This window comes from Pseudomonas palleroniana, assembly GCF_022836895.1.
Taxonomy (GTDB): Bacteria; Pseudomonadota; Gammaproteobacteria; order Pseudomonadales; family Pseudomonadaceae; genus Aquipseudomonas; species Aquipseudomonas palleroniana.
The window spans coordinates 1,771,239-1,794,281 of sequence record NZ_CP092411.1 but is presented as its reverse complement, the minus strand read 5'-3'; the positions used below and the strand labels follow the sequence as shown (position 1 = coordinate 1,794,281).

Annotated in this window: 20 protein-coding genes and 1 pseudogene; 12 read left to right on the top strand and 9 right to left on the bottom strand. The window is 59.6% G+C overall.

Translation table 11 applies throughout. From position 1 onward, the window contains the following. Positions 1-2: 2 nt before the first annotated feature. Positions 3-581, top strand: coding sequence for a cob(I)yrinic acid a,c-diamide adenosyltransferase (locus MJP36_RS08120; RefSeq protein WP_244385165.1), 579 nt, complete (start codon positions 3-5; stop codon positions 579-581). A 110-nt stretch (positions 582-691) separates the two neighbouring features. On the opposite strand, the gene MJP36_RS08115 is transcribed toward MJP36_RS08120, so the two are convergent. The 3 genes from MJP36_RS08115 to secA all read right to left on the bottom strand — a co-directional run bounded on the left by MJP36_RS08115 (position 692) and on the right by secA (position 5,733). Further along, complete coding sequence (locus MJP36_RS08115; protein WP_060754203.1) at positions 692-1,636, bottom strand: Nudix family hydrolase; 945 nt, start codon at positions 1,634-1,636, stop codon at positions 692-694. 20 nt (positions 1,637-1,656) lie between these two features. Next, the gene (gene argJ, locus MJP36_RS08110; RefSeq protein WP_244385164.1) at positions 1,657-2,874 is read right to left on the bottom strand and encodes a bifunctional glutamate N-acetyltransferase/amino-acid acetyltransferase ArgJ; all 1,218 of its coding nucleotides are present in this window, start codon (positions 2,872-2,874) and stop codon (positions 1,657-1,659) included. 123 nt (positions 2,875-2,997) lie between these two features. After that, positions 2,998-5,733: a preprotein translocase subunit SecA gene (gene secA / locus MJP36_RS08105; RefSeq protein ID WP_198760573.1), complete on the bottom strand. Its 2,736-nt coding sequence runs from the start codon at positions 5,731-5,733 to the stop codon at positions 2,998-3,000. A gap of 304 nt (positions 5,734-6,037) precedes the next feature. Between secA and MJP36_RS08100 the strand changes: the two genes are divergently transcribed. Next, positions 6,038-6,493: a DUF721 domain-containing protein gene (locus MJP36_RS08100; RefSeq protein WP_244385163.1), complete on the top strand. Its 456-nt coding sequence runs from the start codon at positions 6,038-6,040 to the stop codon at positions 6,491-6,493. Positions 6,494-6,497: 4 nt separating this feature from the next. Here MJP36_RS08100 and MJP36_RS08095 read toward each other — a convergent pair whose 3' ends face one another. Further along, a complete protein-coding gene (locus tag MJP36_RS08095; RefSeq protein ID WP_060754207.1) occupies positions 6,498-7,976 on the bottom strand; it encodes a helicase HerA-like domain-containing protein in 1,479 nt (492 codons plus the stop codon). Between the two features lie 205 nt (positions 7,977-8,181). On the opposite strand from MJP36_RS08095, the pseudogene MJP36_RS28070 reads away from it, so the two are divergent. Next, positions 8,182-9,165 (top strand): annotated as a pseudogene (locus tag MJP36_RS28070) (HAMP domain-containing protein); the annotation flags it as partial. Positions 9,166-9,306: 141 nt separating this feature from the next. Next, positions 9,307-10,071, top strand: a complete 765-nt coding sequence (locus tag MJP36_RS28065; protein WP_372241681.1) for a methyl-accepting chemotaxis protein — start codon at positions 9,307-9,309, stop codon at positions 10,069-10,071. Positions 10,072-10,105: 34 nt separating this feature from the next. On the opposite strand, the gene MJP36_RS08085 is transcribed toward MJP36_RS28065, so the two are convergent. Both MJP36_RS08085 and purU read right to left on the bottom strand, forming a co-directional pair. Beyond that, positions 10,106-10,276: a hypothetical protein gene (locus MJP36_RS08085; RefSeq protein ID WP_178126881.1), complete on the bottom strand. Its 171-nt coding sequence runs from the start codon at positions 10,274-10,276 to the stop codon at positions 10,106-10,108. 80 nt (positions 10,277-10,356) lie between these two features. After that, positions 10,357-11,205 carry a formyltetrahydrofolate deformylase gene (purU, locus tag MJP36_RS08080; RefSeq protein ID WP_005790961.1) on the bottom strand — a complete coding sequence of 283 codons (849 nt, stop codon included), beginning with the start codon at positions 11,203-11,205 and terminating at the stop codon, positions 10,357-10,359. Between the two features lie 350 nt (positions 11,206-11,555). Between purU and mvaT the strand changes: the two genes are divergently transcribed. Continuing rightward, a complete protein-coding gene (gene mvaT / locus MJP36_RS08075; RefSeq protein ID WP_003175830.1) occupies positions 11,556-11,930 on the top strand; it encodes a histone-like nucleoid-structuring protein MvaT in 375 nt (124 codons plus the stop codon). 89 nt (positions 11,931-12,019) lie between these two features. On the opposite strand, the gene sbcB is transcribed toward mvaT, so the two are convergent. Then, a complete protein-coding gene (sbcB, locus tag MJP36_RS08070) occupies positions 12,020-13,447 on the bottom strand; it encodes an exodeoxyribonuclease I (RefSeq protein WP_244385162.1) in 1,428 nt (475 codons plus the stop codon). A 167-nt stretch (positions 13,448-13,614) separates the two neighbouring features. On the opposite strand from sbcB, the gene MJP36_RS08065 reads away from it, so the two are divergent. Genes MJP36_RS08065 through MJP36_RS08040 form a run of 6 tightly spaced genes read left to right on the top strand, consistent with a single transcriptional unit; the run spans position 13,615 to position 20,285 of the window. Then, positions 13,615-14,307 carry an RDD family protein gene (locus MJP36_RS08065; RefSeq protein ID WP_060754210.1) on the top strand — a complete coding sequence of 231 codons (693 nt, stop codon included), beginning with the start codon at positions 13,615-13,617 and terminating at the stop codon, positions 14,305-14,307. Continuing rightward, on the top strand, positions 14,304-15,284 hold the full coding sequence (locus MJP36_RS08060; protein ID WP_244385161.1) for a stage II sporulation protein M: 981 nt from the start codon (positions 14,304-14,306) through the stop codon (positions 15,282-15,284). The genes MJP36_RS08065 and MJP36_RS08060 overlap by 4 nt, the downstream gene beginning before the upstream one ends. Continuing rightward, the gene (locus MJP36_RS08055; RefSeq protein ID WP_244385160.1) at positions 15,271-16,800 is read left to right on the top strand and encodes a DUF4129 domain-containing protein; all 1,530 of its coding nucleotides are present in this window, start codon (positions 15,271-15,273) and stop codon (positions 16,798-16,800) included. Before MJP36_RS08060 ends, MJP36_RS08055 begins: the two co-directional genes overlap by 14 nt. Continuing rightward, positions 16,797-17,954 carry a DUF4350 domain-containing protein gene (locus MJP36_RS08050; RefSeq protein ID WP_244385159.1) on the top strand — a complete coding sequence of 386 codons (1,158 nt, stop codon included), beginning with the start codon at positions 16,797-16,799 and terminating at the stop codon, positions 17,952-17,954. Before MJP36_RS08055 ends, MJP36_RS08050 begins: the two co-directional genes overlap by 4 nt. Beyond that, on the top strand, positions 17,951-18,946 hold the full coding sequence (locus MJP36_RS08045; RefSeq protein WP_244385158.1) for an AAA family ATPase: 996 nt from the start codon (positions 17,951-17,953) through the stop codon (positions 18,944-18,946). The genes MJP36_RS08050 and MJP36_RS08045 overlap by 4 nt, the downstream gene beginning before the upstream one ends. Before the next feature lie 7 nt (positions 18,947-18,953). Next, the gene (locus MJP36_RS08040) at positions 18,954-20,285 is read left to right on the top strand and encodes a DUF58 domain-containing protein (RefSeq protein WP_060754215.1); all 1,332 of its coding nucleotides are present in this window, start codon (positions 18,954-18,956) and stop codon (positions 20,283-20,285) included. Positions 20,286-20,343: 58 nt separating this feature from the next. On the opposite strand, the gene MJP36_RS08035 is transcribed toward MJP36_RS08040, so the two are convergent. Further along, positions 20,344-20,703, bottom strand: coding sequence for a PilZ domain-containing protein (locus MJP36_RS08035; protein WP_060754216.1), 360 nt, complete (start codon positions 20,701-20,703; stop codon positions 20,344-20,346). 224 nt (positions 20,704-20,927) lie between these two features. Next, positions 20,928-21,302, bottom strand: coding sequence for a tetratricopeptide repeat protein (locus tag MJP36_RS08030; RefSeq protein ID WP_060754217.1), 375 nt, complete (start codon positions 21,300-21,302; stop codon positions 20,928-20,930). A 175-nt stretch (positions 21,303-21,477) separates the two neighbouring features. Between MJP36_RS08030 and pyk the strand changes: the two genes are divergently transcribed. Then, positions 21,478-22,929 carry a pyruvate kinase gene (pyk, locus tag MJP36_RS08025; protein WP_060754218.1) on the top strand — a complete coding sequence of 484 codons (1,452 nt, stop codon included), beginning with the start codon at positions 21,478-21,480 and terminating at the stop codon, positions 22,927-22,929. Positions 22,930-23,043: the final 114 nt, after the last annotated feature.

Here is a 23,043-nt window from a genome sequence, read left to right as displayed (position 1 = left end):
CCATGGGCTTTCGCCTGTCGAAGATCTACACCCGTACCGGCGACCAAGGCGAAACCGGCCTCGGCGATGGCCGGCGCGTACCCAAGGACCATCCGCGGGTGGAGGCTATTGGCGAGGTCGACACTTTGAACAGTCAATTGGGCCTGCTGCTGGCCAATCTTGAGGAACAGAGCGGCAAGCACCCTGAACTCAAGGATGTGATCGAGGTGCTGACGCCTTGTCAGCATCGGTTGTTCGACCTGGGCGGTGAACTGGCAATGCCGGTGTACAAAGCCTTGAATGCAGCGGAAGTGGATCGGCTGGAAGCGGCGATTGACCGCTGGAATGAAGAAGTCGGGCCGCTGGAGAACTTCATCCTGCCGGGTGGTTCGGCGCTGATCGCGCAAGCTCATGTATGTCGCAGCCTGGCGCGCAGTGCAGAACGGCGCTGTCAGCAGTTGAATGCGCTTGAGCCGCTGGAAGGCGTGGGGCTTGCGTATATCAATCGGTTATCGGATCTGTTGTTTGTGGCGGCGCGAGTGATTGCCAGGCGCCAGGGTATTTCGGAGGTTTTGTGGCAGGCGGCGGCTAAACCACACTGAGGGTTGTGTAGTGACTGATCGGGCCCTATCGGGAGCAAGCCCCCTCCCACAGTTGAACAAGTTGCCCTTGTGGGAGGGAGCTTGCTCCCGATGAGGCCATCAATGGCTGATCAGACTTCCGGCCAGAACGCCCGGATCCCTGCCACACCCTGAGCCCCGGCTTCCCAGGCCTGCTCTCGCTCGGCGGGCCCAAGCCCACCCAACAGAAACACCGGCTTGCTGAACCCACTGATCAACTGCGCCGCCTGCTCCCAGCCCAACGGCTGTGCATCTGGATGGGTCAGGGTCGGCTGCACCGGCGACAGCGTGACGAAATCCACATCCATCATTTGCGCCAGAGCCAGTTCTTCGGCGTTGTGGCACGAGGCCGCCAGCCAGCGGTCCTTCGGCAACGGTCGCCCCTTACTCGCGTATTTACGCAGTTGCGCCGAAGTCATGTGCCAACCGGCCGAAGGAAAGTCCCCCAGCCACTCGAACGGCCCCTTGAGCATCAACTGGGCCTTGCCGGCACACAGGCCAACCGCATCCACCGCCAGGTCACGATACTTGGGGTCGTAACCGTTGGGCGCACGCAGTTGAACCAGCTTGATACCACCGGCAATGGCTTTCTGAAGGCCGCGCAGCAGCGTGGGAGTTTCCAGCTCACCCGGGGTGATCAGGTACTCGGCAGGCAAGCGCGCAGCGGCAACGATCGGTGCATTGGCCGCCGGGAACTCATAGTTGATCAAGTCCCGAGGCGCTACCCATTCCAGCGGTTGCCCTTCGGCACCATGAGGCTCGCCGGTAAACGCCGAGACCTCCCAGACATCCAGTAACACCTGCTTGTCCGGGTAGTCGTGTTGCACCTTGATCAGCGGCCGGGCCGTGGTGACCCGGATGCCCAGCTCTTCGTGCAGCTCGCGCGACAAGGCGGTTGCCACCGACTCATCGGCCTCCACCTTGCCCCCAGGAAACTCCCAGAGGCCGCCCTGATGCTGGGTATCGGCACGGCGCGCCAGCAGAATCCTGCCGTCGGCACCGCGGATCACCGCTGCTGCTACATGCACTCGTTTCACCGCGTTTATCCTCTTGGCTATCAGGTACGGTATTCCGCGTTGATCTTCACGTACTCGTGGGACAGGTCGGTGGTCCAGATGGTTTCGCTGCACTCGCCGCGACCCAGCTCGATACGGATGGTGATTTCTTCCTGCTGCATCACCGCCGAGCCCTGGGCTTCGGTATAGGTTTCAGCACGGGCACCACGGCTGGCAATGCACACGTCGCCCAGGAACACGTCGATCTTGCTCACGTCCAGGTCCGGCACGCCGGCACGGCCAACGGCCGCCAGGATGCGACCCCAGTTCGGGTCAGAGGCGAACAGTGCAGTCTTGATCAGCGGCGAGTGAGCCACGGTATAGCCCACATCCAGGCATTCCTGGTGGTTGCCGCCGCCGTTGACTTCAACGGTGACGAACTTGGTAGCACCCTCGCCGTCGCGCACGATGGCCTGGGCCACGTCCATGCACACTTCAAACACCGCCTTTTTCAGCGCGTCGAACAGAGGGCCTTCGGTGGTGGTGATTTCCGGCAGGTTGGCCTTGCCGGTCGCGATCAACATGCAGCAATCGTTGGTGGAGGTGTCACCGTCGATGGTGATGCGGTTGAACGACTTGTTGGCGCCGTCCAGCATCAGCTTGTGCAGCACCTCGCGGGAAACCTTGGCATCGGTGGCGATGTAGCCGAGCATGGTCGCCATGTTCGGACGGATCATGCCGGCGCCCTTGCTGATACCGGTCACCGTGACGGTCACGCCTTCGTGCACGAACTGACGGCTCGCGCCCTTGGGCAGAGTGTCAGTGGTCATGATGCCAGTGGCGGCGGCAGCCCAGTTATCCACAGACAGGTCGTCCAGGGCGGCTTGCAAGGCGCCTTCGATTTTCTCCACCGGCAGTGGCTCACCGATCACGCCGGTGGAGTACGGCAGCACTTGGCTGGCGTCTACGCCCGCCAATTGGGCCAGCTTGGCGCACGTGCGCGCAGCGGCAATCAGGCCTGGCTCGCCGGTACCGGCGTTGGCATTGCCGGTGTTGGTCAGCAGGTAACGAATCGAACCGGCAACGCGCTGCTTGGCCAGGATCACCGGAGCCGCGCAGAACGCGTTGAGGGTGAACACGCCCGCCACGGTCGAGCCTTCGGCACAGCGCATCACCACCACATCCTTGCGCCCCGGACGCTTGATGCCGGCCGAAGCGATACCGAGTTCGAAACCGGCAACCGGGTGCAATGTGGGCAAAGGACCAAGACCAACAGCCATGAATGCGCTCCTCAAAAATAGGGGGTGTCTGTGCCGTCGTAAGCGACGGTGAAATTAATGGCAAAACGCCGCGACGGCAAAAGCCGGTCGCGGCGCGGAGTATTGCAGCGTCGGGCGAAAATCTTATTCGATCTGGCCGTGGCAGTGTTTGAATTTCTTGCCCGAACCGCAGTAGCACAGTTCGTTGCGGCCCAGCTTCTGATCGTTGCGAACCGGCGTTTGAGCCAGCGCCACATCCACCTCTTCGCCCAAGACTTCAGGCGCTTCCAGGCCCGGTGCCTCGTCATGCTGGAACTGCATGCGGGCGGCCAGCGCTTCGGCTTCCTGACGCAGGCGAGCTTCTTCCTCGGCCGGATCTTCGCGACGCACCTGAACATGGGACAGCACGCGAATCGAATCGCGCTTGATCGAGTCCAGCAGTTCGGAGAACAGCGTGAACGACTCGCGCTTGTACTCCTGCTTCGGGTTCTTCTGGGCGTAGCCACGCAAGTGGATGCCGTGACGCAGGTGATCCATGGTCGACAGGTGGTCTTTCCACAGGTCGTCCAGCACGCGCAGTACGATTTGTTTTTCGAAGGTGCGCAGTGCTTCGGCACTCGCCTGCTCTTCTTTTTCGTTGTACGCGGCCAGCAGCTCGGTCATCAGCTTCTCGCGCAGCGTCTCTTCGTACAGGTGATCGTCTTCGTCCAGCCACTGCTGAACCGGCAGGTCAACACCGAAGTCGCTCTTCAAGGCCGCTTCCAGGCCGGCGACATCCCACTGCTCAGGCAGGGACTGTGGCGGGATATGGGCGCTGACGGTGGCGTTGAGCACGTCCTGACGGAAATCGGCGATGGTCTCGCCAATGTTGTCGGCGGCCAGCAACGTGTTACGCATGTGATAGATCACTTTACGCTGTTCGTTGTTGACGTCGTCGAACTCAAGCAGTTGCTTACGAATGTCGAAGTTGCGGCCTTCGACCTTGCGCTGCGCCTTCTCGATGGCGTTGGTCACCATGCGGTGCTCGATCGCCTCGCCGGACTGCATCCCCAGGGCTTTCATGAAGTTCTTCACCCGGTCCGAGGCGAAGATACGCATCAGGCTGTCTTCCAGGGACAGGTAGAAACGGCTGGAACCGGCGTCACCCTGGCGACCGGCACGGCCACGCAGCTGGTTGTCGATACGACGCGATTCATGACGCTCGGACGCAATCACCTGCAAGCCACCGGACTCCAGCACGGCCTGGTGGCGTTTCTGCCAGTCGGCCTTGATCTGGGCGATCTGCTCGGGGCTCGGGTTTTCCAGTGCCGCGACTTCCACTTCCCAGTTACCGCCCAACAGGATGTCGGTACCACGACCGGCCATGTTGGTGGCAATGGTCAGCGCGCCTGGGCGACCGGCCTGGGCGATGATCTCGGCTTCTTTTTCGTGGAACTTGGCGTTGAGGACCTTGTGCTCGATACCTTCCTTGTTGAGCAGGTTGGACACGTGCTCGGAAGTCTCGATGGTAGCGGTACCCACCAGGATCGGGCGACCCTTGGCCATGCCGTCCTTGATATCGTTGATGATTGCCGCGTATTTCTCTTCGGCAGTCAGGAATACCAGGTCGTTGAAATCCTTACGCGCCAGCGGCTTGTTCGGTGGAATCACCATCACGGCCAGGTTGTAGATCTGGTGGAACTCGAACGCTTCGGTGTCGGCCGTACCGGTCATGCCGGACAGCTTGTTGTACAGACGGAAGTAGTTCTGGAAGGTCGTCGATGCCAACGTCTGGCTTTCAGCCTGGATGTTGAGGTTTTCCTTGGCTTCGATGGCCTGGTGCAGGCCTTCGGACAGACGGCGACCCGGCATGGTACGCCCGGTGTGTTCGTCGACCAGCACGACCTGGCCGTCCTGCACGATGTATTCAATGTTGCGATGGAACAGCTTGTGGGCACGCAGACCGGCGTAAACGTGGGTCAACAGGCCCAGGTTGTGTGCCGAGTACAGGCTTTCGCCCTCAGCCAGCAGGCCGATCTGGGTCAGCATGTCTTCGACGAACTGGTGACCGGCTTCGTTGAGTTCGACCTGACGGGTCTTCTCGTCGATCGTGAAGTGACCTTCTTTGGTCACGACGCCTTCCACTTCTTCGATGTGCTGGGTCAGACGCGGAATCAGTTTGTTGATTTCGGTGTACAGGCGCGAGCTGTCTTCGGCCTGGCCGGAGATGATCAGCGGAGTACGGGCTTCGTCGATCAGGATGGAGTCGACTTCGTCGATCACGGCAAAGTTGAGTTCACGCTGGAATTTTTCTTCCATGCTGAACGCCATGTTGTCGCGCAGATAGTCGAAACCGAATTCGTTGTTGGTACCGTAGGTGATGTCGGCAGCGTAGGCGGCGCGCTTCTCTTCCGGCGGCTGGAACGGCGTTACCACGCCGACGGTCAGGCCGAGGAATTCATAGAGCGGGCGCATCCAGTTGGCGTCCCGGCGAGCCAGGTAGTCGTTCACCGTCACCACGTGCACGCCCTTGCCGGACAGTGCGTTGAGGTAAACGCCCAGGGTTGCCACCAGGGTCTTGCCTTCACCGGTACGCATTTCGGCAATCATGCCTTCATGCAAGGTCATGCCGCCGATCAACTGAACGTCGAAGTGGCGCATGCCCATGACACGCTTACCGGCTTCACGGGCGACCGCAAAGGCTTCGGGAAGCAGTTTGTCGAGGGTTTCACCTTTGGCTATGCGGGCCTTGAACTCTTGGGTCTTGGCGCGCAATTGGTCGTCCGAAAGGGCAACCATCTGCTCTTCGAGGGCATTGACCAGCTGCACCGTCTTGAGCATGCGTTTGACTTCGCGCTCATTCTTGCTTCCAAAAAGTTTCTTTAACAAAGGCGCAAACATATCGGCAGGTTCTTCCACACATAGGGATGGAGGGCGCACCGTGAGTGGCCCGAGCAGCCCTCACGGCCGCATGCGAACGCGCATTCTACCCGGAATCGTGGGTGAGGAAAGTGGCGTTATTGCACGAGGCAGGCATGGCACTGTGAGAGGCCCTTTTTAAAATAAGGGCTTTTACTGGAACTTCAACCCATGGAAGGCAGAAGTTACCGATTGATTTTACGGGAAAACTACGCGGACGCATGGCCAGGGGGCTTACGGGCGCTTTCTGTTAAGATGACCACTCTGTTACTTCAGGTGTCTAGATATGGCGTTACGCCATCAACCAGCCCGCGCGCCCGGCGCGTTGCTTCGCGAAGCCAAGCCGTTGAAAGCCATCTTTGGCCATGCGCAACGCCTGGGCCTGCTGCAACGCCTGCTCGAAAGCCAGTTGCAACCGGCCGCGCGTGAACATTGTCATGTAGCGTCGTGGCGGGAAGGCCATTTGCTGCTGATTGTCACCGATGGCCATTGGGCGACCCGGTTGCGCTATCAACAAAAACGCCTGCAACGACAACTGATGGCCTTTGACGAGTTTGCCGGCCTGACGCGCATCCAGTTCAAAGTGCAGCCCCCAGCCGTGCAGCCACGCGCAGAGGGGCATACGGTGGACCTCTCGGAAAATGCGGCCGAAACCATTCAGGCTACGGCCGATGAGATCAGTGATCCGGGCCTGCGCGCGGCGCTGGAGCGGCTGGCCGCCCACGCCAGGCGCAAACCCTGACCCGCTATTTGCGCTTGCCGCCGCCCAACAGCGACCCCAACAACCCACGCACCAACTGACGACCCATCTGATTGGCGGCCTGCTGCATCGCTGATTTCAGCGCCTTGCCTGCCGTCGTGCCCAGAAATGCGCCGGCCTTGTCGGTAAAGCTCGGCTCTTCGGCCGCCGGCTTGCTTGGTTCCTCGGGCCCCAGGTCCTTGCGAGCCATCAGCACTTCATAGGCCGACTCACGATCTATCGGTTTGTCGTAGCGCCCGAGCAAAGATGAACGGGCGATCAACGCAGCCCGTTCGGTCTCAGTGAGCGGCCCGATCCGCGATTGTGGCGGTGCGACCAGTACCCGCTGGACAACTTCCGGCGTGCCTTTTTCCTGCAAGGTGCCCACCAGCGCCTCGCCGGTGCCCAGTTCGGTCAGCACCGCCAAGGTATCGAACGCCGGGTTGGGGCGAAAACCCTCGGCTACCGCCCGCAGGGATTTCTGTTCCTTGGTGGTAAAGGCTCGCAAACCGTGTTGTATGCGCAGCCCCAGTTGCGCGAGCACTGTGTCAGGCAGGTCACCCGGGGACTGCGTGACAAAGTACACGCCCACCCCTTTGGAGCGAATCAAGCGCACCACTTGCTCCAAACGGTCCTGCAGGGCCTTGGGCGTGTCCGCGAACAACAAATGCGCTTCGTCGAAAAACAACGCCAAGAGCGGCTTGTCGGCATCGCCACGCTCAGGCAGCTGCTCGAACAACTCAGCCAGAAGCCACAACAGGAAGGTCGCGTAGACCTTCGGCGCCTCATGTACCAGGCGGCTGGCGTCCAGCAGGTGGATCCGCCCACGCCCGTCGCCGTCGGGCTGCAAAATATCTTCGAGCTGCAGGGCCGGCTCGCCAAACAAGGCTTCGGCACCCTGCTGCTCCAGCACCGCCAGGCGCCGCAACAGCGCCTGGCTGGAGCCGGTGGTCATCAACGCCGCATCGTCGCCCAGCAGTTCCGGGTGATAGCGCAGGTGGTTGAGCAGTGCCTTGAGGTCCTTGAGATCCAACAGCAGCAAGCCCTCACGATCCGCTACCTTGAAAGTGGCATAGAGCGCCGACTGTTGGCTGTCAGTGAGTTCCAGCAGGCTGCCGAGCAACAACGGCCCCATTTCGCTGATCGTCGTACGCAATGGATGGCCGGATTGTCCGTGGATATCCCACAGCGTGACCGGGTAAGCCTGCGCGGTGTAATTGAGAAAGGGCATGCCTGCAATGCGCTCGGCGACTTTACCCTGGGGGAAGGCTGCGGCACCCAGGCCGCAGAGATCCCCCTTGATGTCGGCGGCGAATACCGCCACGCCCGCATCGCTGAAGGCTTCCGCGAGGCGTTGCAGGGTGACGGTCTTGCCCGTACCTGTGGCACCGGCAATCAGGCCATGGCGGTTGGCCAGGCGCATGGCCTGAGCAATGGGCTGGCCGTCAGGGCCGGCACCGATAAGAAGTTGCGTGGAGTCAGGCATTTCGTCACCTATGGTTAATCTTTAGTGCAGCCAAGCCGATACAGGCCAATGTGAGACCCACAAAGTCTAAAAATAGGTCGGAGGGTTCCTACAAAAACCCACAGAGCTATCACCAGAAGTACCACACCTTTTTTGACGCTGCCATTTTGCGCCTCCCAAAAGGACGCGCTTTGGATATTTAAGACCTTAGCGGACCCTACAAGCCATGAATAAAAACCTGCGCTTCAGCCACAAAATCCTGCTTGCAGCCGCCCTTATCGTCATCGCCGCCTTCGCGTTGTTTACCCTCTATAACGACTATCTGCAACGCAACGCGATACGCGACGACCTGAATAACTACCTGCATGAAATGGGCGGTGTCACCGCCAGCAACATTCAAACCTGGCTTGCCGGGCGTATCGTGCTGGTGGAAAACGCCGCACAAAACATCGCCATCAATCCCGAACCGTCCGCCGTCGCCAACTTACTGGAACAGAAAGCGCTGACCTCTTCCTTTATGGCGACCTACGTCGGCGACAGTAAAGGGGCCTTTACCATCCGCCCCGATGCCAAGATGCCGGACGGTTTCGATCCGCGCGTCCGTCCCTGGTACAAAGGCGCCCAGAGCAGCAACGGTTCGACCCTGACCGAACCCTATATCGATGCGGCCACCGGGCAGTTGATCATTTCCATCGCCACCCCCAGCGCCAAGGGCGGCCAGAGTATTGGTGTGGTGGGCGGCGACCTGAGCCTGCAAACCCTGGTGGATAACATCAGCGCGCTGAACTTCGGCGGCATGGGCTACGCGTTCCTGGTCAGTGCCGACGGTAAAGTGCTGGTGCACCCGGACAAAAACCTGGTCATGAAGACTCTGGCAGAGGTGTACCCGAAGAACACCCCCAAGATCAGCGCCGACTTCAGCGAAGTCGAGGCCAACGGCAAAACCAATATCGTGACCTTTACACCGATCAAGGGTTTGCCATCGGTGAACTGGTACCTGGGCGTTTCGGTAGATAAAGACAAATCCTTCGCGATGCTCAGCCAGTTCCGCACGTCGGCGGTGATCGCCACGATCATCGCCGTGGTGATCATCATCGCCCTTCTGGGCATGCTGATCCGCGTCTTGCTGCAACCGTTGAATGTGATGACCCGGGCCATGCAGGACATCGCGGATGGCGAGGGCGACCTGACCCGACGCCTGACCATCCAGAATCATGACGAATTCGGCACCCTGGGCGAGGCGTTCAACCGGTTCGTGGAGCGTATCCATACTTCGATTCGCGAAGTGTCCTCGGCCACCGAACAGGTCAACGAAGTGGCCTTGCGGGTGGTCAGCGCCTCCAACTCGTCGATGGTCAACTCGGACGAACAGGCTAATCGCACCAACAGCGTCGCCGCCGCCATCAACCAACTGGGCGCCGCCGCCCAGGAAATCGCGCGCAACGCGGCACAGGCTTCGCAGCAAGCCAGTGACGCGCGGAGTTTGGCCGAAGACGGTCAGCAAGTGGTGGAAAGCAACATCAAGGCGATGAACCAACTGTCCGAGATGATCAGCGCTTCCGGCAACAATATCGAAGCGCTTAACAGCAAGACGGTCAATATCGGCCAGATCCTCGAGGTGATCACCAGCATCTCCCAGCAGACCAACCTGTTGGCGCTCAACGCCGCCATCGAAGCGGCGCGGGCCGGGGAGGCCGGCCGAGGGTTTGCGGTCGTGGCCGACGAAGTGCGCAACCTGGCTCATCGCACCCAGGAATCGGCGCAACAAGTGCAGAAAATGATTGAGGAGCTTCAGGTCGGCGCTCGGGATTCCGTCAGCACCATGAGTGAAAGCCAGCGCCACAGCCAGGACAGCGTGGAGATCGCCAACCTGGCCGGCGAACGGTTGAGCAGCGTGACCCAGCGCATTGGCGAGATAGACGGTATGAACCAGTCAGTCGCTACCGCCACCGAAGAGCAGACCTCCGTGGTGGAGTCGATCAACATGGACATCACCGAAATCAACACCCTCAACCAGGAAGGTGTGGAAAACCTGCAATCAACCCTGCGCGCCTGTACCGACCTGGAGCAACAGGCATCGCGCTTGAAACAACTGGTGGGCAGTTTCCGGATCTGACGCCCAGGCCCGTCGCTGATACAGCGGCGGGCCGCTATTTTGCCGGGGGCTCGTCTTTACGCCGCTCCTGCTCCCACAACTCGGCGGCGCCAGGAAACTCGGTGCCGTCTTCTGCGTCCAGCGCGTCCGGGTCATACCGGCTCAAACACCCCTCCCCCAATGTTGCCGGGGCTTTTGACGTGGCTTTATCCAGCGGGTCGCTCATCACTCAGTCCTGCGCAGATGTAAAAAGGGCCTGGGTCGATTTAACGCCCAAGCCCTTCTGACTTCAATCACAACGCTGGATCAGAACACGACGGTCTTGTTGCCGTGTACCAGTACGCGATCTTCCAGGTGATAACGCAGGCCACGCGCCAGCACCATCTTCTCGACGTCACGGCCGAAACGCACCATGTCTTCAATACTGTCACTGTGGCTGACACGCACCACGTCCTGCTCGATGATCGGACCTGCGTCCAGCTCTTCGGTAACGTAGTGGCAAGTTGCGCCAATCAACTTCACGCCGCGCAGGGATGCCTGGTGATACGGCTTGGCCCCGACGAACGACGGCAGGAAACTGTGGTGAATGTTGATCACCTTGCCGGCGTATTCGCGGCACAGTTCCGGCGGCAGGATCTGCATGTAGCGCGCCAGCACCACCACGTCGGCCTCGTGCTGCTTGACCAGACGCGAGACCTCGGCGAACGCGGGCTCCTTGTCCTGCGGATTGACCGGTACGTGGTAGTACGGGATGCCATGCCATTCGACCATGCTGCGCAGGTCGTCATGGTTGGAGATCACACAGGCGATCTCGCAATCGAGCTCATCGCTGTGCCAGCGGTGCAGCAGGTCGGCGAGGCAGTGGGACTCACGACTGGCCATCAGCACGACACGCTTTTTCTGTTCGGTGTCGGTGATGTGCCAGGTCATCGAGAACTCTTCGGCGATCGGCGCAAACGCCTCGCGGAAGGCCTCAAGACCAAAGGGCAGCGTGTCGGCACGGATTTCGTGCCGCATGAAAAACCAACCGCTGAGATCGTCCGAGTGATGGCTCGCTTCGGTGATCCAGCCATTATGGGAGGCAAGAAAGTTACTGACTTTGGCAACGATGCCAACCCGGTCCGGGCAAGCAATCACCAGCCGAAAAGTGCGCATTAGGGGGAAACTCCAGAACTTCGCAAAGGCCGCCATTCTAGCGATTGCGCAGAAAAACTGCAGTATTCCTTGCACCTTATTCTGAATCCAGACCGAGAGGACACCCCTTAATAGCGTAAGGTTTTACCTCGTCTATATGACCGTACAACGGCCAGCTCAAGGAATTATCAAAAAATAAACGGGATTATCTTTAGGCCGGCGACCGACTAATTAACTCGACTGCGCAGCTTTACCACAAACATTCAAAGTAATTCACATAAATGCCTGCTTAAATGTTTACTTGATGAAATTGCCTGACTATTATTAGCTCACTGTCCCTGTCAATCAGCGCTCTACATAAGGTAGTCCCCATGTCACTGATCAACGAATACCGCGCCACCGAAGAAGCTATCAAAGAGCTGCAAGCGCGTTTGAAAAACCTGTCCCAAGACGACAAGCTGAAAACCGAGCTGGAATTCGAAGGCAAACTGCGCACTCTGATGGGCGAATACTCCAAGTCCTTGCGCGACATCATCGCGCTGCTGGATCCAGAGTCGAAAGTTAAAGCACCGCGTGGCGCCGTGAAAACCACCGGTACCAAGCGTGCGCGCAAGGTCAAGCAATACAAGAACCCGCACAACGGCGAAGTGATTGAAACCAAAGGCGGCAACCACAAGACGCTGAAAGAGTGGAAAGCCAAGTGGGGCGGCGACGTGGTTGAAGGCTGGGCTACCCTGCTGGGCTAAGCCGAGTCGGGCTCTCGCCTGATACGCGATACATAAAAAACGCCAGCTTGCTGGCGTTTTTTTATGTCTGAATATTCTGCAATTTCTGACTACGAGTTCAAACGCGCGGCCAGCGAATCGGCATACTCCTGCCATTGGCCCAGTACCTGGCACTGAAACGGTGTAGCACTAACAGCCAACTCCTCGCACGCCTGTTTAAATGCCAGCAGAGTATTCGGTGCCCCCCATTGCGGATTTGACAAACGCTGCTGACAGAAAAGTTTCCAACGCTGTTGCTCGTCCTTGTCCAGGGTTTCAGGAAAGTTACGGGCACGGTAGCGAAATAATAATTCCGGCAAACGATGATCATCGAAAGGCCACTGCTGGCGTGCTAGTTGTGCAGGCTCTGCCGCGCGGACTTGTTCACATAAACGGCGATCGCGGTCGCCAATAAAACCATCGTAGAGCTGCTGCTCCGGGTCGGCACTCGGTGCAAAATCCTCCTCGCTGTAAATGGCGGCCAACTTGTCACGCCAAACTTCCTGTGCGTCAGTTAGTCGCAGCGCCCGCGCCTGACAGGTGTCCATATCCAACTGAAGCCGCTCACGATCCTGCGCCCGCAATACATTCAGTGGGGCAACGACCGGGCAACGGTTGATATGCAACAACTTGAGCGGAACCGGTAGCTCACCTTCCTTCAAGTCATCACGACGCGTATAGAGGCGCTGACGCAACACATCGGCATCCAGGTCCAGCAAGGCCTGGGGGTCGAGCCCAAGGTCACAGACGATCAGTGCATTGCGATTGCGCGGGTGCCAGGCCAGCGGCAGCACCACCCCCACGTAGTGGCGCTCGGCGGAAAAGCGCCCGGAGATATGCACCATCGGTTGCAACAGACGCACCTGGTCCATCACCCGCTGCTTACTGCGCAATTGAAACAGCCATTCGTACAGCTTGGGCTGTTTTTCTCGCACCAACCGCGCCAAGGCGATGGTCGCACGCACATCGGACAACGCATCGTGGGCCTGCCCGTGATCGATACCATTGGCCTGGGTCAGCCGCTCAAGCTTGAGGGTGACCCGCCCATCCTGCTCCGGCCAGACAATTCCCTCGGGACGCAGGGCGTAGGCGGTGCGAACCACATCAATCAGATCCCAGCGACTGTTGCCCCCCTGCCACTCGCGCGCGTAAGGGTCGAAAAAATTTCGATACAAGCTGTAGCGCGTCATTTCATCGTCGAACCGCAGGGTGTTATAGCCGGCACCGCACGTACCGGGCGCAGCCAGCTCGGTATGCACCCGCGTCATGAAATCGGCTTCGGCCAAGCCCTTCTCCGCCAGTACGCCCGGAGTAATACCCGTGATCGCGCATGCCGCCGGATGGGGCAGGATATCGTCGCTGGGCTGACAATAAAGATTGAGCGGCGGGCCGATCTCGTTGAGTTCGAGGTCGGTACGAATGCCGGCCACCTGGAGCGGACGATCGCTGCGCGGGTTGATGCCGGTGGTTTCATAGTCGTACCAGAAAATGGAGGTCACGGGCTATTCCTGTACTGAAGATCGACAAAGTCTAGGCGCAGCGAGGCGTCCGGGGCCAGCGCTACATGCACTGTACAAACATCCAGCAAAGCCTTGAATGGTTGCTTCCGGCGTCGACACTGCTAGCATCCGTGTCTCTGAACCGCTCAGCACTGCCAAGGATCGCAATGTCATCAGCCCCGCTGGACACCCGCTACCAGATCGAGACCCCGGAGGGTATCGACCTGCCCCTGCGCCCCGCCGGCTTGCTGGTACGTGTATTAGCCTTCGCTTTTGACCTCGGTTTGCGTGGGCTGCTCATGGGCCTCCTGCTCGTGCCACTGGCGCTGCTCGGCAACATCGGCATCGGCCTGGGCTCGTTGCTCCTGTTCCTGGTCAGTTGGTGGTACATGGTGCTGTTTGAAGTCCTCAACCAAGGCAGCTCCCCAGGCAAGCAGGTCATGGGCCTGCGTGTCGTACAGGACGACGGTACTCCCATCGGCTGGTCGTCCTCCCTGATCCGCAACCTGTTGCGCTTTGTCGACATGCTGCCTTTCGGCTACTTCCTCGGCGCCATCAGTTGCCTGCAACATCCCCATTTCAAACGGCTCGGCGACCTGGCCGCCGGGACGCTGGTGGTCTATCGCGAGCAGCCGCTGGTTCGGCCCCGCATACCTCAAGCCGCCCCCCTGCGCCTGCCCTTTGCACTGGACCTGAACGAACAACGTGCAATCCTCGCTTTCGCCGAACGCCAGGGCGAACTATCGGCCGAGCGCGTGCATGAACTGGCCGCAATCCTTGCCGTGCCCCTGCACGTGTCCCCGGCTCGTGCCGCCGAACAACTCAATGGCGTGGCCCGCGGCCTGTTGGGGCCGACATGAAGCAGAGCCAATTTGAAAGCCGCCACCAGCAGCAATGGCAAGCCTTCGCCAAACAACTGGAGCAGTTGGAACAAGGTAGAGCCAAGGCCGCTGATGTCACCGACTTCCCCTATCAGTACCGGCGGTTGTGCCAACACCTGGCCCTGGCCCAGGAGCGCGGCTATAGCAGTTACCTGGTGGACCCGCTGCAGCAACTTGCGCTGCGTGGCCACCAACAACTCTATCGTCATCGCAGCCAATTGGCGGCGAACGTACTGGCCTTCATCCTGGCCGACTTCCCCCGCCTGGTACGCGAACAGTGGCGTTTTGTGCTGATCGCCGGCCTGTTGTTCTTCGGCAGCCTGGTGGCTATAGCCCTGCTGGTCTATCTGTTCCCTGACCTGATCTACAGCATCGTCAGCCCCCAACAGGTCGCTGAAATGCGAGGCATGTACGACCCTGATGCCAGCCACCTGGGCCGTGCGGCCGAACGGGCCTCCAGCGAAGACTGGATGATGTTCGGCTACTACGTGATGCACAACATCGGCATTGCCTTCCAGACGTTTGCCGCCGGCTTGCTGTTCGGCGTGGGCAGCGTGTTCTTCCTAATTTTCAACGGTTTGATCATCGGGGCGATATCCGGACACCTGACCGAAATCGGTTACGGCCAGACGTTCTGGTCATTTGTGATCGGTCATGGCGCATTCGAACTCAGTGGCATCGCCCTGGCCGGTGCGGCAGGCTTGCAACTGGGCTGGTCGTTGATAGCCCCCGGGCATTTGACGCGCAGCGAATCCCTGCGCCTGGCAGCGCGCAAAAGCGTGCAGATGCTCTGTGGCGTGATGATATTCCTGCTGATCGCGGCGTTCATCGAAGCGTACTGGTCATCCATCGCCACGATCGCCCCCTGGATCAAATACCTCGTGGGCGCCACATTCTGGTGTTTGGTGCTCGCTTATCTGAGCCTGGCTGGACGGACTCGTCATGCGCCTGACTGACGCCAGCGTGGCCATTCGCCCGCGCACTTCCTGGGAAGCCATGGACCTTGGTGGATTGATGGCCAGAGAACATCGTCGTCTGCTGATGAGCAGTTGGGCGATGATCACTTTGCCGATATTTACCTTGCTCACGGTGTTGCTCTGGGAGTATCCGTCTTTTTCCCTGTTGCTGTTCTGGTGGCTCAAGCCAGCCTTCGACCGCCTCCCGCTATACATCCTTTCCAAGGCGCTGTTTGATGAAATACCAGGCATCAGGCAGGCCGTACGCCATTGGCCGCGCCTGCTCAAGGGCCAACTGCTGGCCAGCCTGACCTGGCGCCGACTGAGCCTGAGCCGCAGCTTTGTGCTGCCGGTCAGCCAGCTTGAGGGCCTGGACGGCCCGGCACGTCAGAAACGCCTGGGGGTATTGCTGCAACATAACGCTGGAGCCGCACGCTGGCTGACCCTCATAGGGATGCACCTGGAAATCGGCCTATGGCTGGGTTGCATGGCCCTGTTCTACCTGTTCATTCCAAAACAGATAGAACTGGATTGGGACTGGCAACGAATGGCATTGGCAGCAGACGCCAACGAACTGTGGCTGGACCATCTGGGCAATGCTTTCTACGCCCTGATCCTGGTGTTCTGGGAGCCCATCTACGTTGCCTGCGGCTTCAGCCTGTATCTCAATCGCCGTACCGTCCTGGAAGCCTGGGACCTGGAGTTGATATTCCGCAACCTGCGCCAGCGCCTGAGTAGCACCGTACCGCTGTTACTGCTAGTGGTCGGGTTGATGCTGACCCCTTTCACTCCACCCGCCATGGCGAACGAACCGGTTGTTTCCAAACCGCTCAGCACTCACTCGGCCAGCCAATCCATTCAGTCGGTGCTGGAAAATCCTCCCTTCAAGAACCCTGAAACCGTCACCCGTTATCGCTTTGGCGAAGAAAAAACAGCCGTCAAAAGCAAAACAAAAGGCGATGGTAAATTGCCAGCCTGGTTGCAGGCACTTTTGGATAACCTCAACAGCAATGCCTTCAAACACGTTGCCCAAGGCTTGGAGATACTGCTGTGGAGCCTGGTGCTCGGCACAGTCGCCCTGCTGCTGTGGCGCTACCGTGAATGGCTGCGCACATTCGTCAGCCGTGGCCGGCAGCCTTTATCCAAGACGCTCAAACCGGTTCCCGCTCAGTTGTTCGGGTTGGAACTGGGAGTTGAAACCTTGCCGGAAGACATCGCCGGCGCTGCCGAACAGCTATGGGCCAGCCAACCACGGGAAGCACTGGGCTTGTTGTATCGCGGCCTGCTCAGCCGATTACTGCATGAATTCAATTTGCCGCTGAAAAGCGCCGATACCGAAGGCCAGGTACTGGAACACATTCATCATTTGAGGCAACCGCAATTGCTGGCCTTCAGTGATGAGCTGACGCGCCACTGGCAAAACCTTGCATACGGTCACCGCCTTCCTCCCGCCGCTACCCAACAACAGCTTTGCAACGATTGGCGCGCACTCTTCAGTTCGGGAGTGCGCCCATGAACAGGCCGTTACTGTGGGTCGCGCTGCTGCTGGCTGGGCTGCTGGGAGCCGGCGCTTTATACGCCTGGCACAAGGCGATCCCTTATGAAGAAGTGGTGGACCACGGTCCGTCTGCGCAAGCGCTGGCCAATCCCTACCTGGCAGCCGAGTACTTTCTACGCAGCCAAGGCCTGGCAGTGGAACATGCCTATGGCATCGAACGGCTAACCGATCGCCCAGCTAAAGGCCAAAGCCTGTTACTGCTGGGTGAGCGCAGCAACATGACCCCGCGCCAGGTTGAACAACTGCTGGATTGGGCAAAAGCCGGTGGCCACCTGCTGGTGGTGGCCGAGGCGTTATGGGATGAGGAAACGGGCAAAAGCGGCGACCTGCTGCTCGATCGCCTGAATATCCATCAGGCCCTGAGTGACACGTTCGACGAGCCGGCATCACCGCGTAAAAAGAAAGCACCGGACCTGACCAAGCTTTACGTCGACAACGAAACCGCCCCGGCCTACTTCAGTTTCGATACCGACTTCAACCTCACCGACCCGAGACACCTTGCCCAGTTTTCAGCCAATAGCGCCAAGTCCAGCCACCTGATGCAACTTGACCTGGGGCAAGGTCATGTAACGGTGGTCACCGACAGCGACCTGTGGAAAACCCCGAATATCGGCAAGCACGATAACGCCTGGCTGCTGTGGTACCTCAACCAGAACACCGACGTCACCTTGCTGTTCAACAGCGACGTGGAAAACTTGCTGACCCTGTTGATGCGTTATTTCCCACAGGCATTGGTAGCGCTCGTCGCACTGATAAGCCTGGCGCTCTGGCACGTCGGCATGCGCCAAGGCCCGATACAGGCGCCCGTCCCCCGAGCGCGCCGGCAGTTGCAGGAACACTTGAAGGCCAGCGCCGATTTCCTGCTGCGTCGCGGTGGGCAGGCCGCACTGTTGCAAGCGCTCCAACGCGACATCCTGCGCACCGCCCGCAAGCGCCATCCAGGCTTTGAACACCTGGACACGGCAGCACAATGGCAGGTACTGGAACACCTGACTCGACAACCCTCCGATGCCATCCGCCAGGCACTCGGCCCACTCCCGTTGAAACGGCTCTCCAGCGCCGATTTCAGCCGCCAGGTGACCAGCCTGCAAACTCTCAGGAATGCCTTATGAGCGAATACCCACCGTCCACCGTCCTGAACACCACAAGCCTGCAGCAGGCCAGCCAGCAAGCCCAGGCTTTGCGCGTTGAATTGCGCAAAGCCGTGATCGGCCAGGATCCGGTCATTGATGACGTGCTCACGGCACTGATCGCGGGAGGCCATGTATTGCTCGAAGGGGTGCCTGGCCTGGGCAAGACCCTGCTGGTACGGGCCCTGGCCCGCTGCTTTGGTGGCGATTTCGCACGCATCCAGTTCACCCCCGACCTGATGCCCAGCGACGTCACCGGGCATGCCGTGTACGACCTGCAAAGCCAACAGTTCAAGTTGCGCAAGGGGCCGTTGTTTACGCACCTGCTACTGGCCGATGAAATCAACCGCGCTCCGGCCAAGACGCAAGCGGCGCTGCTTGAGGCCATGCAGGAGCGCCAAGTCACGCTTGAAGGGGAAGCCTTGCCCATCGGCCAACCGTTCATGGTGCTGGCGACCCAGAATCCCATCGAACAGGAAGGTACTTACCCGCTGCCGGAAGCCGAGCTGGATCGCTTCATGCTCAAGGTGCGCATGGATTATCCCGACGCTCGACAAGAGCTGGATATGGTGCGCGAAGTGACCCAGTCATCCAGGGCCGACATGCTGGACGTGCAACCATTACGCACTGTGCTGCAGGCAGACGATGTGGTGCAGCTGCAACAGATCGCCAGTGAGATGCCCCTGGATGAACAAGTCCTCGATTATGCGGTACGGATAGCGCGTGCCACACGCAGTTGGCCAGGGCTGACCATCGGCGCCGGCCCACGGGCCTCGATCGCTCTGGTACGTGGAGCTCGTGCCCGGGCCCTGTTGCGCGGCGGGGAATTTGTCACGCCAGACGACATCAAGGGCTGCGCCCTGGCGGTACTGCGTCACCGGGTACGTATTGCGCCTGAGCTGGACATAGAAGGATTGGAAGTGGACCAGGTACTCAAGCAGTTGCTTGATCAGATTGCAGCACCAAGGCAATGACCCGGCAATGAAACCAACCCGTCTGCTTCTGACCTGGCTTGGCGTGCTGCTGGGCTTGAATATTGTGCTGGGTGCTGCGGCTGCCTTGCAGCTCAAGGTGCCCGACACGTTGCATTCGGTGGCCTGGGGCTTGTTGCTGGCGTTGCTGCTGCTCTCGCTGCTGGACGCTTTACGCCTGCGCCGCCGCCCTTCGCCGCGAATAGAACGGCAATTACCCGGCAGCCTGGCGTTGGGACGCTGGGGGGAAGTCAGGCTGGCAGTGCAGCACAGTTATCCACAACCCATCACCTTGACGGTGTTCGATCACGTACCGGATGGCTTGAGCCTGGAGAACCTGCCGCAGTCCATCGAGTTGCGACCTGGCGAGCGCTGCGAGCTGGGCTATCGCGTTCGCCCCTTGCGACGAGGGCATTTCAGCTTCAGTCGTTGCGAAATCCACCTGCCCAGCCACTTAGGGCTATGGTCGGCTCGACGCTTGATCGACGCTCGGGACGCTACCCGCGTTTACCCGGATTTCGCCCGATTGTACGGCGCACAGTTGCAGGGTGTGGATAACTGGCTGAGCCAACTCGGTGTACGTCAACGCCCGCGACGAGGGTTGGGGCTTGAGTTTCATCAGCTGCGCGAGTTTCGCGAGGGTGACAGCCTGCGCCAGATCGATTGGAAAGCGACGGCACGGCAACGCACGCCAATCGCCCGCGAATACCAGGATGAGCGCGACCAGCAAATCGTGTTCATGCTCGACTGCGGTCGACGCATGCGCAGCCAGGACGATGAGCTCTCCCATTTCGATCACGCCCTCAACGCCTGCCTGTTGCTCAGCTACGTCGCGTTACGACAGGGCGATGCCGTGGGTCTGTGCACCTTTGCCAGTGACCAGCCGCGTTACCTGGCACCGGTCAAGGGTAGTGGCCAACTGAACGTATTGCTCAATACGGTTTACGACCTGGATACCACCCGTAAAACAGCCGACTATGAGGCCGCCGCAAGCCATCTGCTGGCTCGACAAAAGCGTCGGGCGCTGGTGATCGTGGTGACCAATCTAAGGGATGAAGACGATGAGGCACTCATGACTGCCGTCAACCGTATCAGTCGGCAGCACCGGGTGATGGTGGCCAGCCTGCGAGAACATGTCCTCGATGAACTGCGCCAAGTCCCCGTGCAGACCCTGTCGGAAGCATTGGCCTACAGTGGCGCGATTGATTACCTCAACACGCGCAATGAACTGCATGATCGTTTGAACGCCCATGGGCTATCGGTGCTCGATGCCCTGCCGTCCGAGTTGGGAGCCAAGTTGGTCACGCGCTATCAGAGCTGGAAAAAAGCCGGGGCTTTCTAAAAAAAGCGTACGGCCCGGTCGAGGACAAGCGCCTGACCGAGCCGACAACACGTCGTGTTCAAGCGGAGGCCTGCAGCGGATCGAAGCTGAAATAATGCAACAACGCAGTGATCAACTGCCGATACTCTTCGGATGCCTGACGTATGCAGAAGCCGGAATCATAATGCTGTGGGTTGATGTCCTCATAACTCCACAAACAGGTGGCCGTCAGGTCAACGTACTGAAACTCGCCGTCAGACCCGGGGATCTTCAAGCGCAACTCAAAATCCGCATCGACCATCATGGGTAATTGGCTGATCAACATCAGCCCTTCTTCAGAGAGGTTGCCCAGAAAGCCGACAGGCTTGTCGGTCAGACGATTGAACACCTGCAAAAAACAAGATAACTGATGCCGTTCGATCCTTCGTTCGGTAATCATGATGAAATCGCCATCCAGTGGCCATGAATCTGGCCGTGCCAGTGATTCGGAACGAGCCCATTGCCCGCTCTGCCTGGATATCGGTGTGGCAACAGCTACTGCATTGCCACTAAACAACGGCCGAATCCGGGCGCCTCATCCGTTTGAATGGAAACTTGTACAAACGGACATTCAAAGGATAGCCCACGCCTGGCAACAGGCCAGCAATCAAATCACAAATATCATTACAAAGATGCGGGACGTGGCTGTGCCACGCTGGCACCCGAGTAGTGCCCCAACTGCTGCAAGGTATCGAGCCGGGCGCGGGCACGATAGGCGTACTCACTCGATGGGTATTGGCTGATGATGAACTGATAGGTTTGTGCCGCATCGACGAACAGTTTCTGCCGCTCCAGGCATTGCCCGCGCAACATCGAGACCTCCGGTTGCACATAGCGGCGGGTACGGCTTTCACGGTCGACCTGGGACAGCTCAAGGGTGACACGCTCGCAATCACCCACCCCGTAGGCACGGTAGGCATTGTTCAAATGATGGTCCATCGACCAACGGGTACAGCCGACTACACTGACGGCCAAGGCGGCAACGAGCAAAATTCGCATGGGGGTTCTCCTGTCTTGTGCAGTGTATCGACCCCTTGTCGAAAATCTTCAAGGGCGTTCGCCTATTCAGCCGCAACGAAAACAAGTCAATCGCCGATAAGTAGTGCAAACGAACAATGACTACAACGAAAGAGCATAGTAGCCTTCCCCAGCGCTTGAACTCAGGAGTCTGTGCATGTCCGTCCGTCGTACCAAAATCGTCGCCACCCTTGGCCCGGCCAGCAACTCGCCGGAAGTCCTCGAACAGCTGATTCTGGCTGGTTTGGACGTCGCCCGTCTGAACTTCTCCCACGGCACCCCGGACGAGCACAAGGCTCGCGCCAAACTGGTGCGTGACCTGGCCGCCAAGCACGGTCGCTTCGTTGCATTGCTGGGTGACCTGCAAGGCCCGAAAATCCGTATCGCCAAATTCACCAATAAGCGTATCGAGCTGAAGATCGGTGACACCTTCACCTTTTCCACCAGCCATCCGCTGACCGAAGGCAACCAGCAAGTCGTGGGTATCGACTACCCGGACCTGGTCAAGGACTGCGGCGTCGGTGACGAGCTGCTGCTGGACGACGGTCGCGTAGTGATGCGCGTCGAAACCGCGACCCCGACTGAACTGCACTGCACCGTGATCATCGGCGGCCCGCTGTCCGACCACAAAGGCATCAACCGTCGCGGTGGTGGCCTGACGGCGCCGGCGCTGACTGACAAAGACAAGGCCGACATCAAGCTCGCCGCCGAAATGGAAGTGGACTACCTCGCCGTGTCCTTCCCGCGCGACGCCGCTGATATGGAATACGCGCGTAAACTGCGTGACGAAGCCGGCGGCACCGCCTGGCTGGTGGCGAAGATCGAACGCGCCGAAGCCGTGGCCGATGACGAAACCCTCGACGGCCTGATCAATGCCTCCGACGCGGTGATGGTTGCCCGTGGCGACCTGGGCGTGGAAATCGGCGACGCCGAGCTGATCGGTATCCAGAAGAAAATCATCCTGCACGCCCGCCGCCACAACAAAGCGGTGATCGTGGCGACCCAGATGATGGAGTCGATGATCCAGAACCCGATGCCGACCCGTGCCGAAGTGTCCGACGTGGCCAACGCCGTGCTCGACTACACCGACGCCGTGATGCTCTCGGCTGAAAGCGCCGCCGGCCCGTACCCGCTGGAAGCCGTTCAAGCCATGGCGCGTATCTGCGTCGGTGCCGAAAAGCACCCGACCAGCAAGACCTCCAGCCACCGTATCGGCAAAGTGTTCGAAAGCTGCGACCAGAGCATCGCCCTGGCCGCCATGTACACCGCCAACCACTTCCCGGGCGTGAAAGCGATCATCGCCTTGACCGAAAGTGGCTACACGCCGTTGATCATGTCGCGCATCCGTTCCTCGGTGCCGATCTACGCGTTCACCCCCCACCGCGAAGCCCAGGCCCGCGCGGCGATGTTCCGTGGCGTATACACCATTCCGTTCGATCCGGCTTCGCTGGCACCTAACGAAGTCAGCCAGAAGGCGATCGACGAACTGGTCAAGCGCGGCGTCGTCGAGAAAGGCGACTGGGTCATCCTGACCAAGGGCGACAGCTACCACACCACCGGTGGCACCAATGGCATGAAGATCCTGCATGTGGGCGACCCGCAGGTCTGAGTGACACGCTAAAAAACAAAAGCCCCGCCATGTGAATGGCGGGGCTTTTTGCTTTGCAGATCGGATTTTGTATTGGCTTCATAGCCCCATCGGGAGCAAGCCCCCTCCCACACT